Source organism: Pseudomonas sp. MB-090624 (assembly GCF_003205245.1).
GTDB classification, from domain to species: Bacteria; Pseudomonadota; Gammaproteobacteria; order Pseudomonadales; family Pseudomonadaceae; genus Aquipseudomonas; species Aquipseudomonas juntendi.
On sequence record NZ_QJRK01000037.1, the window covers coordinates 57,306 to 71,206 of the forward strand.

Below are 13,901 nucleotides of genomic sequence, written 5' to 3' on the forward strand. Positions count from 1 at the left end.
CACCACCACAACAATTACAAAAGAGTACTGCGATGAAGCTCATAGCCCGCAACACGTTCGACAACGAGCAGGACAGTGTGCTGTACAACCGCATCGCCTGGCGGTTGCTGCCGTTCCTCTTCGTGCTTTACATCATTGCCTTTCTCGACCGGGTCAACGTCGGTTTTGCCAAGCTGCAGATGTCGGCCGACATCGGCCTCAGCGACCTGGCGTTCGGCTTTGGCGCCGGGGTGTTCTTCATCGGCTACTGCCTGTGCGAGATTCCCAGCAACATGATGTTGCAGCGGGTCGGGGCGCGCTTCTGGATCACCCGGATCATGGTGATGTGGGGCATTCTGTCGGTGTCGATGATGTTCGTGCAGACGCCCAACCAGTTCTATGTACTGCGCTTCCTGCTGGGCATGGCCGAGGCCGGGTTCTATCCGGGGGTGGTGCTGTACATGACCTACTGGTTCCCGTCCTACGCCCGTTCCCAGGCCATGGCCTGGTTCAACCTGGGCATCGCCATGGCGGGCGTGCTGGGTAGCCCGCTGTCGGGCTGGATCATGCAGACCTTTGCCGGTGTGCACGGCCTGGCTGGCTGGCAATGGCTGTTCCTGATCGAGGGTACGCCAGCGGTACTGCTGGGCATCGTGGTGTTCTTCTACCTGGACGACCGCCCTGGCAACGTGCACTGGCTCAGCCCAGAGCAGAACCAGCGGGTGGTGCGCCAGCTGGCGGCGCAACGCCAGGCCCAGGAGCAGGCGGGGGCCGGGCACAACTTCCGTGCAGCGTTCGTCAACAAAGACTTGTGGCGGTTGATCTACGTGAATTTCGCGCTGCTGTGTGGGACCTACGGCGTGAGTTTCTGGCTGCCGCAGATCGTCCAGAGCCTGGGCAGCCAGAGCCTGACGCACACCGGGCTGATCGCCGCAATTCCGTTCGCGGTGGCCTCGGTGGTGATGCTGGTGGTCAGTCGGCATTCGGACCGTACCCGTGAACGGCGCTGGCACGGCACGCTGTGCAACCTGGCCTCGGCGGCCGGGCTGACGATAGCGGCGGTGTTCCACGACCAGCCGGTGCTGTCGCTGGCGGGCCTTAGCCTGGCGATGTCGGGTGGCCTGGCGGGTTTCTGCGTGCTGTGGGCACTGCCCGGGGTGCTGCTGACCGGCACGGCGGCAGCGGCCGGTATCGCCCTGATCGCCACCATCGGCAACCTTGGGGGCTATGCCAGCCCGTTCATGATGGGCTGGGTGAAGCAGGGCAGTGGGCACCTGGAGTATGGGCTGTATGTGCTGGCGGTGATGACCCTGATCGGTGCGTGGGCGATGTTCTCGGTCAAACCGCCGCAGCCGCACCGTGCGCCGGCGGTGGCGCAGCCTTCTGGCGTTTGATGTCGTAGGCCAACACAAGCGTTTCGCCGAGCGATACAATCGGGTCTTTCCCAAGCCCGAATGCGAGGTGAACGCTTGAACCAGGATGATGAAAAGCCCGCCAGCGGTCCTGCGCTGCTCGAGTCGGTGGAGATGGTATTCCGCCTGCTCGACGAACTGACCGCTGCGCGGCGCCCGCTTGGCGTAACCGAGCTGGCCCAGCAACTGCAAACTGCCAAGCCGCGTACCTACCGGCACCTGGCCTCGATGCGCCAGCTCGGTATTCTCGAACAGGACCCGGCCACCGAGAAGTACCTGCTGGGTGCCCGCCTGGTGGCTTATGGCGAAGCGGCCAGCGAACAGTTCGACCTGCGCGCCATTGCCGACCCTTACCTTACCCGCATTCGTGACGCCACGGGCCAGACGGCCTTGCTGGCGGTGGCCACCCATGACACGGCGCTGGTGGTGTCCTGCGTGGAGTCCAAGGCCAATGTGTGCATTTCGGTGAAACCGGGCAACCGCGTGTTGCCGTACTGCTCGGCGCAGGGGCGCACGGTGCTGGCATTTGCCGACGCGGCCAGCCAGCAGCGGGTGATGCGGCGCAAGATGCCGCAACTCACCGAACTGACCTTGCATGAGCCCGATGCGCTGGCCGCGCGGCTGGCGTTGATTCGTGAACGCTTGTATGACGATGCCGACGGCGAGGTGACATTAGGGATCAATGCGCTGTGCTGCCCGATTTTCCGCGATAACGACCAGATTGTCGGGACCATTGGCATTGTCGGGCCGAGTGCCGCTATTCCGTCGCCACCACCGGCGGCGATGTTGCGCGAGTTGCAGTCGGCGGCGGCGGAGATCAGTGAGCGCTTGCACGCGGGCACGTATCAGCGGTTGTGATGTAGCAGCGGCTTCAGCCGCGAACACCGACAAAGCCGGTGCCAGCCACCGCGGTGCCTGCTTCGCGGGCGCGCCCGCTCCCACAGGTTGAGGTGCTGGCTTCAAGCGCACGCTACCGATGTAGGAGCGGCTTCAGCCGCGAACACCGGCAAAGCCGGTGCCAACCACCGCGGTGCCTGCTTCGCGGGCGCGCCCGCTCCCACAGGATGTAGCAGCGGCTTCAGCCGCGAACACCGGCAAAGCCGGGCTCTGGCGTCAGAAGATATTCAAGGGGTATTCGGTAATCACCCGCACCTCATTGAAGTTCAGGCCGCGGTCCGGGCTGCGGAAACTGGCTTGGCGAACCCTGAACGACAGGTCCTTCGCCGTACCCGACTGCACCACGTACCTGAGCTCCAGGTCCCGCTCCCACGCCCGACCGTCATCGGTTTGCGCAGTGTGGAAACCAGTGCCGCGCAAGTACCGCGCCATGACACTCAAGCCCGGTACACCCAGCGCCACGAAGTCAAAGTCATAACGCGCCTGCCATGACCGCTCGTTCTCGTAGTTGAAGTCCGAATACTGCACCGAGTTGGCCAGGAACACCGTACTGTTGCCGTCCACGCCATAGGTATAATTGCCCGTCCCGCTGACCCGCTGGTGGGCCAGCATGAAGCTGTGCGGGCCGGCTGCCAGCGTGGCCGACAAACTCCAGATCCGGTTGTCCAGGTCCCCGGCGCGCTGGGCGCCCTGGCTGCGCGTGTCATAACCGTTGAAGTCGAACTTCGCCGCATACCTGTCATTGATCGGCAAGACCAGGGTCGCACCCAGGTAGTACTTGCGCCAGTAATCCTGAACATCGGAATGATAGGCCCGGGCACTGAATGCCTTGTTGAAGTTGTAGCTGCCGCCAATCAGGTCCAGTGACGTCAGGCCGCCACTGTCATGTTCACTCTGGTCACGGCTGCGCAACGCCGTGAAGTGCCCGGCATTCAAGGTGAGGTCGGGTATTTCCTTGCTGGTCAACAACCAGCCCTGGGTGGTTTCCGGCAGCAAGCGCGTGTCGGCGGTGGCCAGCACTGGCAGGTTCACCACCTGTTCGCCGAACTTCAGCACAGTGTTCGACAGGCGTGCCTTCACCGCCGCACCGCCCTTGGCATAACTGCTTTTGGCGCCATCGCTGTCTTCTTCGAGCAGCAGCGTGCCGCCCCCTTTGCGGCCGCCCCCGGTGTCCAGTTTCAAGCCCAGCAGGCCAATGGCGTCGACGCCAAAGCCGACCGTGCCTTCGGTGTAACCAGACTCGAACACACCGATAAAACCCTGCGCCCACTCCTCGGAATAGTTCTGCGCCGTGCGGTCATCGAGGAAGTTACGGTTCATGTAGAAATTGCGGGCTTTGATCGAGAATTGCGCGTCGTCAAAGAAGGCGTTGCCGTCAGCCATGGCGTTGCAGGCAAACGCGCAAGTTACAGCCAGAGCCAGTGAAGTCTTCTGAGCATTCATATTGTTATTGTCCAGGCGTGTGCGTGTACGCAGCGGTGATCCGGGCGATCACGGCTGTGCGTTCAAGTTCGATAAAGCAGAAGGTGTGCGGGCAGTTCTTGGGGTTACAGCGGTTTTTGACGTTGAACGTCCCCCTTGTCAGGCGGTTGTATTGTTTTTATCTGCGAAACATCGTTTCTCTGAGTGAGATGGATGTTAAGGATCCTGCCAAGCGGCTGTCAAGGGTGGAGAAGATGAGTGGAAAGGCACCAGGGCCGGACCACCAGCCCGCTATTAATTCTCCATTCGCAACAATGGCTTCGATATTTGCATTTGATTGATTTATGCAGCCCTGTCACGCTCTCGCGCTACCCGAAATCACGCCTGAGCCCGGCCCGCTGTATCGCCTGGACGGCGCGCCCAACTGCCCTTGCGCACCCATCACAGGGCGACCTGGCAGCCAAATCGTTCAAGGATGCAATGATATGAATAACTGGCTTACCAACCTCACAGTCGCCAAGAAGCTGATGTTTGGCTTCGGGCTGCTATTGCTGTTGGTGATTTTGAGCATTGGCGCAGGTTGGAACGCCATCAGCAGTTTGTCCTACCGGATGGACCGCATGAGTACGGTCAACCGGCTGATGGACGACATATCCAAGATGCGCCTGGACCGTTCGGCTTATCTGCAGAGTGAGGGCGACGCCCAGGCTGCCAAAGTGCTGCGGGACAAGATCGCCGAAGTTGGGCAGCACCTGGGCGAGCTGCAAGGGTTCTTCGCCAACGACGAGAATGCGCGGCGCATTACCGCAATGGCCGAACACCTGGGCGCCTACCAGCGGGGTATCGAGGGGTTGGGCGGGGCCTATGAGCAGATCGAGCAGTCGCGGGCGGTACGCCGCAGCAGCGGCGACAGCGCGCTCAAGCGCCTGGATGAGCTAGACAGCCTGACGGGTGAACAGAACGGCGTGCGTGACCAGGCACTGTACAAGGCGGCCAACGACCTGCAGATGCAGTTTCTGTATGCGCGCTTTGAAACCCGTGGCTACACCTACGGTGGCAATGGCAAGCAATACGCTGCTGCGGCCAAGGCGGTTGACGCAACACTGACCCAGTTGCAAACCCTGGGCGATGCTCTGCAGGGCTCGCGTGCAAGCCTGCTCGATGAGCTGACGCAATCCGTTACCGCCTACCGGGCCTCGCTGGACACTCACCGGGCGGCGTTGGCCCGCATCGACACACTGCAGCAGGAGGTTCAAAAGCACGGTGATGCACTGCTGCAGACCAGCCAGGACCTGTACGACCAGCAGATGCAGATGCGCCAGGACGATACCCGTGATGCGGCGTGGACGCTGATCAGTTGCCTGGTGCTGGCGCTGCTGCTGGGCGGGCTGGCGGCCGTGTTGATCACGCGCCAGATCGTGCCACCCCTGCGTGAAGCGTTGGCCCGGGTGCGGCGCATTGCCGAGGGCGACCTGAGCGTCTTCGCCACGGGCTCGCGTAAAGACGAAATCGGCGAGTTGCAAGATGGCTTGCAGCACATGACCGGCAGCTTGCGACAACTGGTTGGGCATATCGGTGATGGGGCGACGCAGATCGCCAGCGCCACCGAAGAGCTGTCGGCGATTACCCGGCAGACGCAGGCAGGCGCTACCGAGCAGATGCAGGAAACCGAGCAGGTGGCTGCGGCCATGCACGAAATGACCACCTCGGTGCAGGACGTGGCCCGCAACGCGGTCGAAACCGCACGCTCGGTCAACCAGGCGGCGCAGGATGCTGTCAGTGGCGGCGACATCGTCAAAAGCGCAATTGCGCGCATCGAAAACCTGTCTGCCGAGGTGGAGCTGACCAGCGCAGCGGTGAGCACGCTGGCTGAAGAAAGCGGGCGCATTGGCAGTATGCTCGACGTGATCAAGGCGGTGGCCGAACAAACCAACCTGTTGGCATTGAACGCGGCGATCGAGGCCGCGCGTGCAGGCGAGGCCGGCCGTGGCTTTGCCGTGGTAGCGGACGAAGTGCGTGCCCTGGCGCAGCGCACCCAGCGCTCAACCGAAGACATCGAACAACTGATCGCAGCCCTGCGCGCGGGCACGCTGCAAGCCGTGCAGCGCATGGAAACCAGCCGTGGCCTGACCGGCGAGAGCGTGCAACTGGCCCGCGATGCAGGCACTGCGCTGGACAACATCACCCACAGCATCGGCGGCATTCAGGGCATGACCCAGCAGATCGCGGCGGCCGCCGAACAGCAGGGTGCTGTCGCCGAAGAAATCAATCGCAATGTGCTGAATGTGCGCGACATTACCGAACAGGCGCAAACCGCCAGCGAACAGACCAGCACGGCCAGCCTGGAGTTGGCCGGTTTGGGCAATTCACTGCAGGGGCAGGTACGCCGGTTTCAGCTCTGACCCAGCCTGAGGTAGCGCGCCGTTAAGGGAAAACCCGCATTGCTGGAACGTGGGGCGGGGCCTAGGATGGTCATCGACGTCAACCTTTATCGAGGAGTACGCGATGACCACTGCAGCCGAAGACAAACGCCCAACCCCAGACCCTGCTGAGGTGGGCGCGTTTTTCCCCTCACCGTATTCGTTGAGCCAATACACTTCGCCCACCTCTGACCTGAGCGATGCCGAGTACCCTGATGCGTACAAGGGTGGCCGCTGGAAGGTTCTGGTCATCGGTGCCGATGAGCGCTACCTGCAAACTACCAATGGCACCTTCTTCTCGACAGGCAACCACCCGGTAGAAACCTTGTTGCCCATGTACCACATGGACAAGGCGGGCTTTGCTTTCGATATCACCACGGTGTCGGGCAACCCGGTCAAGTTCGAATTCTGGGCCATGCCCTCGGAAGACCAGGAGGTACAAGCGTTTTACGGCAAGTACCAGGCGTCATTCCGGCAGCCGCTGAAACTGGCAGAGGTCATCAAGGCCTTGGGTGATGACTCCGACTACATCGGCGTGTTCATTCCCGGGGGGCACGGTGCACTGATCGGCTTGCCGGAAAGCAGCGAGGTCAAACAGGTGCTGGAGTGGGCGGCCGACCACGATAAATTCATCATTTCGCTGTGCCATGGCCCCGCGGCACTGTTGGCCGCGGGCATGGGTAAAACGGCGGACAACTACAGGTTCAGCGGCTACAAGATCTGTGCGTTCCCTGACGCGCTGGATGCGCAAACCCCGGATATCGGCTACATGCCGGGGCACCTGACCTGGAAGTTTGGTGAGAAGCTGCAGGCCTTGGGGGTAGAGATCATCAACCAGGACATTACTGGCAAGGTGTACCAGGACCGCAAGTTGCTCACCGGCGACAGCCCGCTTGCGGGCAACAACCTTGGCAAGCTGGCCGCGGCCGCCTTGTTGAAAGAAACGTCCGGGCGATGACCTGCGGCGTAGCCGAAGTGGCGATGCAGGTGGCCCTGGCGGTGGAACGTGCCACGACGCTGGCGGGTGTCCAGGATGCGCTGCGCCCCTTTGCCATGCGCTTGGGCTACGACCGCTTCGTGCTCTTCTCGGTGCGCGCAGTCGCAGATGCGCTGGTCGACCGGGTGTACTGGGTGGAGGGCGACTGGTGGGGAGATGGGCAAGCGATCGACGCCAGGACCTACCTCACGCGTTGCCCGGTCACCCGGCATATCCTCGAAGCGCGGGCGCCGTTTTTCTGGACCAAGACCTGTGACGAAAAGGGCGAGCGTTACCGGGTGGTGCGGCGGCCGGCAGGCGCGGGTGTCCACGGTTTACAGTTGCCGATATTCGGGCCGCAGGGGCTGGAAGGTGCGATGAGCATGGGCGGGGCGCGCATCGATAGCAGCCCTGAGGCGCGCCTGATGCTGGCCATGGTCGCTACCGCCGCCTTCCATACCGCCCGCCGTTTGCTCCAACCGCCCCTGGCGGCGAGTGCCACGCAACTTTCGGCGCGGGAGCGGGAAGTACTGCGCTGGACCGCTGCCGGAAGCCGGCAAGCCGATATAGCTGCAACCCTTGGCTTGTCGGAACGCACCGTCGAGAACCACCTGCGTGCGGCGCGGCGGCGCCTGGGTGTGGCAACCACGGCTCAGGCGATCAAGATCGCCCTGCACAATGGCGAGTTGGGCAGCCGCCCGGAATAGGGCGGTGGCCGGGTTTCAGGCCGCAAATACCACACCGGTACGGGCAGCCGCATTGCGGATATGCTCCTGCATGGCACGCTGTGCACCGGCTTGGTTGCCACGGGCCAGCTGGCGCAGGATCTTGCGGTGTTCTTGCCAGGTTTCCATGGCCCGCTCGGGGCGGATGAAGGGCAGTTTCTGGCTTTCCAGGAAAATGTCCTGGCTGGCGGTGATCACCTGCAGCATCGCCAGGTTGCCGCTGGCCTCCAGCAGGCGCCGGTGGAAGGCGTAGTCGAGGCGGGCGGCGGCGTCGAAACGGCCGGCACGCAGCTCCTGGCGCATCGCCTCGACATTCGCCTCCAGCGCATCGATATCCGCACCGGTCAGGTACAGGGCAGCCAGGCCTGCCGCGAACCCCTCCAAGGCATAGCGCAATTGGAAGGTGTCCACCGCCGATACCTGTTCGGCGTATGGCCAAGAGAACGTGGCCGCCGGGGGGGGCGAGGGCGTCTGCACGAAAACGCCCTTGCCCGGTTGCACGCTCACCAACCCCAGCGCACTCAACGACGACAGCGCTTCGCGCAGCGACGCACGGCTGATGCCCAACTGCTCGGCCAGGTCGCGTTGCGAGGGTAGGGCATCGCCGGGTTGATAGTCGCCTGCCTCGATCAGCTTGCGAATGGCCTGCAAGGCTATTTCCGGAACGGCGCGGGGGAGCGTGTCGAGCATCTGTTCAGACCAGTTGGGAAGCGGTCTGCGCTTTGTAAAGGCTTTACCGGGTGTCTGGCAAGCCTCGCTCCGTGCTGGCGCAAGGGCAGGGCAGGCTGCACGAAAGCGGGGCACGGCCGCGGCTGGCGGGCTGACTGTTCAGACCAGTAAGACCGCGAACAGCCGCATGCCCAGGGCTTTTCCGGGGCCAGGCGCCAATGCTGGCACGGGCTGTGCAGTTTCAGCGCTAACGACCTTCTGCATACCCCGAGGCTTTCCCATGAAAAACATCCGCTCCCTGTTGCTGGCGACGCTGCTGTGTGGTGGCGCACTGGGCGCTGCCCAGGCCCAGGCCGACGCCCTGGCCGACATCACTGCCCGTGGTGTGCTCAAAGTGGCCGTGCCCCAGGACTTTCCACCGTTCGGCTCGGTCGGCCCCGACCTCAAGCCCCGCGGCCTGGACATCGACACGGCGCAGTTGTTGGCGGACAAGCTGGGCGTCAAGCTGGCCCTCACGCCCGTCAACAGCACCAACCGCATCCCGTTCCTCACCACGGGCAAGGTCGACCTGGTGATCTCCAGCCTGGGCAAGAATGCCGAGCGCGAAGCCGTGATCGATTTCTCCCGCCCTTATGCGCCGTTCTACTTGGCCGTGTTCGGCCCGGAGCAGACGTCGATCAGCGACATCAATGACATTGCCGGCAAGACCATCAGCGTGACCCGCGGCTCGATCGAGGACATGGAACTGACAGCGGTTGCCCCCAAAGGCGCGGTCATCAAGCGGTTCGAGGACAATAACTCCACCATCGCAGCGTACCTGTCTGGCCAAGTCGAACTGATTGCCAGCGGCAGCGTGGTGATGGCTGTCATCGCCGAGAAGAACCCGGCCAAGGTGCCGGTGATGAAGGTCAAGCTCAAGGACTCGCCCGTGTACGTCGGGCTGGCCAAGCAGGAGCCTGCCTTGCTGGCCAAGGTCAATGCCACCCTCGATGCCGCCAAGGCAGACGGCAGCCTCAACCGCAATGCTGAAAAATGGTTGAAGCAACCATTGCCGGCCGACCTCTGAACTGCCCCTGGATTCGCTGACTGATGGCCTATCAATTCGATTTCGCGCCCGTGTTGGCCCAGGGCGACCTGCTGCTCAAGGGGGCGTTGTTCACGCTCCAGCTGACCGCAGTGGGCACCCTGTTCGGGGTAGCCTTGGGCGTACTTGGCGCTGTGGCGCGTGCCTGGCGGCTCAAACCGTTCGATGTGCTATTCGGCGTGTACGTGGAACTGATCCGTAACACGCCCTTCATCGTGCAGCTGTTCTTCATCTTCTTTGGCTTGCCCGCGTTGGGGGTGCGCCTGACGGAATGGCAAGCCGCGGTGCTGGCCATGGTGATCAACCTGGGGGCCTATTCCACCGAAATCATCCGCGCCGGTATCCAGGCCATTCCCAAAGGGCAACTGGAGGCGGCGGCGGCACTGGCCATGAGCCGCGCCGAGGCGTTTCGCCATGTGGTCCTGCAACCGGCGCTGGCCAAAGTCTGGCCGGCCCTGTCGAGCCAGATCGTGATCGTCATGCTGGGCTCGGCGGTTTGTTCGCAGATCGCCACCGAAGAATTGTCGTTCGCAGCCAACTTCATTCAGTCGCGCAATTTCCGGGCGTTCGAGACTTACCTGCTGACCACGGGCCTGTACCTGATCATGGCCATCGCGGTACGCCAGCTGCTGCTGTGGTTCGGGCAGCGCTTTCTGATGGGGAGACGATGAATGGAGTTCACCTTATGGGACATCGTCCGCAACTTGCTGGTTGGCATGCAGTGGACCCTGCTGCTGTCGCTGGTGGCGTTCATCTGCGGTGGCGTCGCCGGCCTGCTGGTGCTGCTGGCGCGCCTCTCTGACAACTTCGTGCTGCGCGGGGCCGCCAAGGGCTATATCGAGCTGTTTCAGGGCACGCCACTGCTGATGCAGTTGTTCATGGTGTTTTTCGGCATTGCCCTGTTCGGCGTCGATATTTCGGCCTGGATGGCGGCGGCGATCGCCTTGACGTTGTTCACCAGTGCCTTTCTCGCCGAAACCTGGCGCGGCTGCGTCGAGGCTATTCCACGTGGCCAGTGGGAAGCCTCCGGCAGCCTGGCCATGACCCGGCTGGAGCAGATGCGTTACGTGATCCTGCCCCAGGCGCTGCGGATTGCCGTGGCACCTACCGTCGGTTTCTCGGTGCAGGTGGTCAAAGGCACGGCGGTCACTTCGATCATCGGCTTTACCGAGCTGACCAAGACCGGCGGCATGCTCGCCAACGCCACCTTCGAGCCCTTCCTGATCTACGGCTTGGTGGCCGTGGGTTATTTCATGCTCTGCTACCCGCTCTCGCTGAGCGCCCGTTACTTGGAAAGGAGGCTGCATGCCCCTGCTTAGAGTGTCTGCGTTGCACAAGTACTATGGCGACAACCACGTGCTCAAGGGCGTAGACCTGAGCATCGAAGAGGGTGAAGTGGTCGCCATCATCGGCCGTAGCGGTTCCGGCAAAAGTACCTTTCTGCGTACGCTCAACGGCCTGGAGTCGATCAGTGACGGCGTGATCGAAGTGGATGGCGAGTACCTGGATGCCGCACGCGCCGACCTGCGCACGCTGCGGCAGAAAGTCGGCATGGTGTTCCAGCAGTTCAACCTGTTCCCGCACCTGACGGTGGGCGAGAACGTCATGCTCGCGCCGCAGGTGGTGAAGAAGACGAGCAAGGCCCAGGCCCGCCAACTGGCTGAGCAAATGCTGGCCAGGGTTGGCCTGGGCGACAAGTTCGACGCCTACCCGGACCGCCTTTCTGGCGGGCAGCAGCAACGGGTGGCTATCGCCCGCGCCCTGGCGATGTCGCCCAAGGTTTTGCTGTGCGACGAGATCACCTCGGCGCTCGACCCGGAACTGGTCAACGAAGTGCTCGGCGTTGTGCGGCAATTGGCCAAGGAAGGCATGACCTTGATCATGGTGACCCATGAAATGCGCTTTGCCCGGGAAGTGGGTGACAAGCTGGTGTTCATGCACCACGGCAAGGTTCACGAAACCGGTCACCCACGTGATGTATTCGCCGCGCCGCGTACGGCGGAGCTGGCGAATTTCATTGGCAGCGTAATGGGCTGAGGGGGCAGGCTTCAGAGGGGCTGCGGCGGCGGGCCTGAAGTGAACCGGCAGCGGGCATCAGCTGCACCATGCCCACACCAGTAACGCCGCCAGCCCAGCCCCGACCGCTACCGAGCAGCCGCCTAGCGACAGCGCCGCCCGGCCTTGCCGGTACCAACCATCCTGGCCAAGCTGGCGCGCCGGCGCCAGCAGGCTGCGCCAGCGTAATTCCGTTTGGTGAAACGCCTGCAAGTTCGCGGCATCTGCGTCCAGCCAGCGGCGGAAGTCGATGCGCTCGCATGCGGTCACCTGGGGGCTCTGCAAGCGCACGTACCATTGGCTGGCCACGCTTGCCAGCACATCCCGGCGCGGGCGCCCGGCCATCAGGGCCTGGTCCATGTTGCGTTCGACAGTGGCCAGTGGCAGGTCAAGGCGGGTGGCAATGCTGGCGAAGTCCAGCTGGTCGAGGCGGCTCAGCAGCATCACTTGCTGCACCCGGCGTGGCAGCCGCTTCAGCGCGTGCAGCAGGGCATTGTCGGCATCAGGCTCATTCACCGCGGTGGGGTGTTCGACGGGCAGCAGCAGACGGGTCATGACCGGCTCCTTGCGCTACAAAGGGGAAGGGGTGGGGGCATCTTCCGTGATGCGTGGTCAGCGTAGGCGAAACGAGATTGATTCTCAAGTGCTGATTGCGCAAAGTTTTGTAATGAGCGTTCACCCCCTGAAACACATTTGCTACCATGCGCGCCATCACGATCTTCATTAGCCTGAAGAGCCAAAAAAAGACCCGGCAAAAAGCCGGGTCAAAAACCGTGATTAGCCTGATGAGGAGATAATCTGAAAGCGACCTAAGCTTTCAGGTTATCCAGCAGATCTCGCGATCAGCTGAGTGCAATAATAATCGTTATCATTTGCCAGTCAAATGAATTTTCATCATTCCGGTAAAAAAGTTTTACCGGTGCGCTTCCTTGTCCCGGCAATCGGGGCCTTTGCCGTTACGCGGCCATCACGTGCTCTCCCTTCCGTTCGCCTACAAACCCCGGTCTTCACGTTGCTTGTGCTCCAGCAGCGCGCGTGCCATGTCCATCATGTGCATCAGCGCGAAGGTCAGCTCGCGCTGGCTGCCGTGCTGGTGCGTGGCGGTTTCCTGTGCGGTGGCGGCAGCGCAGCGCAGCAGGGCGATGGCGTGTTCCTGGGCCTGCTCGCTGGTCACGCCTTCGTGCAGGGTCCAGATCTTGTTGTCCAGCGTCGGGCGTGGCGGGTTGGGGTTGAGGTAGTAGTCGAGGGCGCGGCGGGCGGCTTCGCTGTCGAGATCTGTTTCGTCGTTTTTCGGTAGTTTCATTGCGACACCTTCTGATTTCCCTTCAAGCACACTGGGATTACAGGATAGGTCAATCTGTACTATTCATCTCCGAATAAATAATTCAATTTGTGTATTGCTGCGGCTAATACAGTCCGTATTGTTGCCGCTCATGGAAAACTGGAACGCATTTCTCAAGCGCTATAAGCGCGAACACAACCTCAGCCAACTCAAGCTGGCTGAACGTCTGGGCATGACTCAGGGCGGCGTGGGTCATTGGTTGCGGGGCACGCGGCGGCCAACGTTGGAGACGATAAACGAGAAACTCGAGAAACTTGGGCTGGTGTTTCTGGAAGCACAAGTCATGGTTGTAGAGCGTGATATCGTTCGCGAAGCGCCTGGTCGCTATGCGGCCGAGCAGCCAGTGTCGGCCGAAGCGCTGCGCTATGCGAGCTTTCGCTTCCCGGTGCTGAGTTGGTCCGACTTGGCCGGGCCTTTGCCTGAAACCAGCGAGATGCACGAGCAGACGGACTACATGCCTGCAGGTAATGCGTTCTGGCTGGTGGTTGAAAATGACTCGATGAATGCAACCAGCGGCAAGAGCGTGCCTGAAGGGATGCGTGTGCTGGTGGATACTGGCTTGCAGGCAGAGCCTGGCCGGCTGGTGATTGCGCGTCAGCCCGGGCGGCCAGCAGTGTTACGGCAGTTGGTCGAGGAGGGCGGAGACAAGATGCTCAGGCCGCTGAATACTCGATACCCAACGGTTCTGTGTGAAGACGGTTGTGAATTTCTCGGGGTGGTTGTGCGGGTGCACGGCTCCTTCTAGGTGTTTTGAGGTTGTTGTGAGGTTGGTGGGTGTAGGGCTTGATCAGTGTGGCGCCTGTGAAATCGAGCGCCGCCCGCGCGGCGCATCGCGAGCTGCGCTCGCTCCTACGTTTGTTTCAGGCCAGTGAGGCCTGTGAGAGGCGCGCGCGACCGCCTGGTTCATACGACGCGATATT

The 13,901-nt window shown here is 62.3% G+C and carries 14 protein-coding genes and 1 pseudogene; 11 read left to right on the forward strand and 4 right to left on the reverse strand.

Annotated features, from left to right (window positions below; all coding sequences use genetic code 11):
• The first annotated feature begins 32 nt into the window (after positions 1–32).
• Both DMX12_RS20125 and DMX12_RS20130 read left to right on the forward strand, forming a co-directional pair.
• Entirely contained in the window at positions 33–1,373 is a 1,341-nt protein-coding gene (locus DMX12_RS20125) for an MFS transporter (protein ID WP_054911790.1), read from the forward strand.
• 75 nt (positions 1,374–1,448) lie between these two features.
• Entirely contained in the window at positions 1,449–2,249 is an 801-nt protein-coding gene (locus DMX12_RS20130; protein ID WP_232108467.1) for an IclR family transcriptional regulator, read from the forward strand.
• A gap of 255 nt (positions 2,250–2,504) precedes the next feature.
• Here the strand turns inward: DMX12_RS20130 and DMX12_RS20135 are convergent, their stop codons facing one another.
• Positions 2,505–3,731, reverse strand: a complete 1,227-nt coding sequence (locus DMX12_RS20135) for an OprD family porin (protein ID WP_110679264.1) — start codon at positions 3,729–3,731, stop codon at positions 2,505–2,507.
• Positions 3,732–4,237: 506 nt separating this feature from the next.
• Here DMX12_RS20135 and DMX12_RS30390 point away from each other — a divergent pair.
• The 4 genes and pseudogenes from DMX12_RS30390 to DMX12_RS20155 form a co-directional block, all read left to right on the forward strand.
• Positions 4,238–5,257 (forward strand): annotated as a pseudogene (locus DMX12_RS30390) (methyl-accepting chemotaxis protein); the annotation flags it as partial.
• Positions 5,258–5,398: 141 nt separating this feature from the next.
• Positions 5,399–6,112, forward strand: coding sequence for a methyl-accepting chemotaxis protein (locus DMX12_RS30395; protein ID WP_371928280.1), 714 nt, complete (start codon positions 5,399–5,401; stop codon positions 6,110–6,112).
• A gap of 103 nt (positions 6,113–6,215) precedes the next feature.
• Positions 6,216–7,088, forward strand: a complete 873-nt coding sequence (hchA, locus tag DMX12_RS20150) for a glyoxalase III HchA (RefSeq protein WP_110679267.1) — start codon at positions 6,216–6,218, stop codon at positions 7,086–7,088.
• Positions 7,085–7,813 (forward strand): PA1136 family autoinducer-binding transcriptional regulator, encoded by a 729-nt coding sequence (locus tag DMX12_RS20155; protein WP_110679268.1) that lies wholly within the window; start codon positions 7,085–7,087, stop codon positions 7,811–7,813. The genes hchA and DMX12_RS20155 overlap by 4 nt, the downstream gene beginning before the upstream one ends.
• 15 nt (positions 7,814–7,828) lie before the next feature.
• Here DMX12_RS20155 and DMX12_RS20160 read toward each other — a convergent pair whose 3' ends face one another.
• Positions 7,829–8,521, reverse strand: a complete 693-nt coding sequence (locus tag DMX12_RS20160) for a FadR/GntR family transcriptional regulator (RefSeq protein WP_110679269.1) — start codon at positions 8,519–8,521, stop codon at positions 7,829–7,831.
• A gap of 259 nt (positions 8,522–8,780) precedes the next feature.
• Here DMX12_RS20160 and DMX12_RS20165 point away from each other — a divergent pair, with 259 nt between their 5' ends.
• From DMX12_RS20165 to DMX12_RS20180, 4 genes are read left to right on the forward strand one after another with little or no spacing between them, the layout of a single operon-like run.
• Positions 8,781–9,566: a transporter substrate-binding domain-containing protein gene (locus DMX12_RS20165; RefSeq protein ID WP_054911784.1), complete on the forward strand. Its 786-nt coding sequence runs from the start codon at positions 8,781–8,783 to the stop codon at positions 9,564–9,566.
• A 23-nt stretch (positions 9,567–9,589) separates the two neighbouring features.
• The gene (locus tag DMX12_RS20170) at positions 9,590–10,255 is read left to right on the forward strand and encodes an amino acid ABC transporter permease (protein WP_009686364.1); all 666 of its coding nucleotides are present in this window, start codon (positions 9,590–9,592) and stop codon (positions 10,253–10,255) included.
• Positions 10,256–10,903 carry an amino acid ABC transporter permease gene (locus DMX12_RS20175; RefSeq protein WP_009686365.1) on the forward strand — a complete coding sequence of 216 codons (648 nt, stop codon included), beginning with the start codon at positions 10,256–10,258 and terminating at the stop codon, positions 10,901–10,903.
• Positions 10,890–11,621 (forward strand): amino acid ABC transporter ATP-binding protein, encoded by a 732-nt coding sequence (locus DMX12_RS20180; RefSeq protein ID WP_009686366.1) that lies wholly within the window; start codon positions 10,890–10,892, stop codon positions 11,619–11,621. Before DMX12_RS20175 ends, DMX12_RS20180 begins: the two co-directional genes overlap by 14 nt.
• Before the next feature lie 57 nt (positions 11,622–11,678).
• On the opposite strand, the gene DMX12_RS20185 is transcribed toward DMX12_RS20180, so the two are convergent.
• The gene (locus DMX12_RS20185; protein WP_054911781.1) at positions 11,679–12,194 is read right to left on the reverse strand and encodes a DUF4880 domain-containing protein; all 516 of its coding nucleotides are present in this window, start codon (positions 12,192–12,194) and stop codon (positions 11,679–11,681) included.
• Between the two features lie 436 nt (positions 12,195–12,630).
• Positions 12,631–12,942, reverse strand: a complete 312-nt coding sequence (locus DMX12_RS20190) for a DUF6124 family protein (RefSeq protein WP_009686368.1) — start codon at positions 12,940–12,942, stop codon at positions 12,631–12,633.
• Positions 12,943–13,072: 130 nt separating this feature from the next.
• On the opposite strand from DMX12_RS20190, the gene DMX12_RS20195 reads away from it, so the two are divergent.
• A complete protein-coding gene (locus tag DMX12_RS20195; RefSeq protein ID WP_110679270.1) occupies positions 13,073–13,726 on the forward strand; it encodes a LexA family transcriptional regulator in 654 nt (217 codons plus the stop codon).
• Positions 13,727–13,901: the final 175 nt, after the last annotated feature.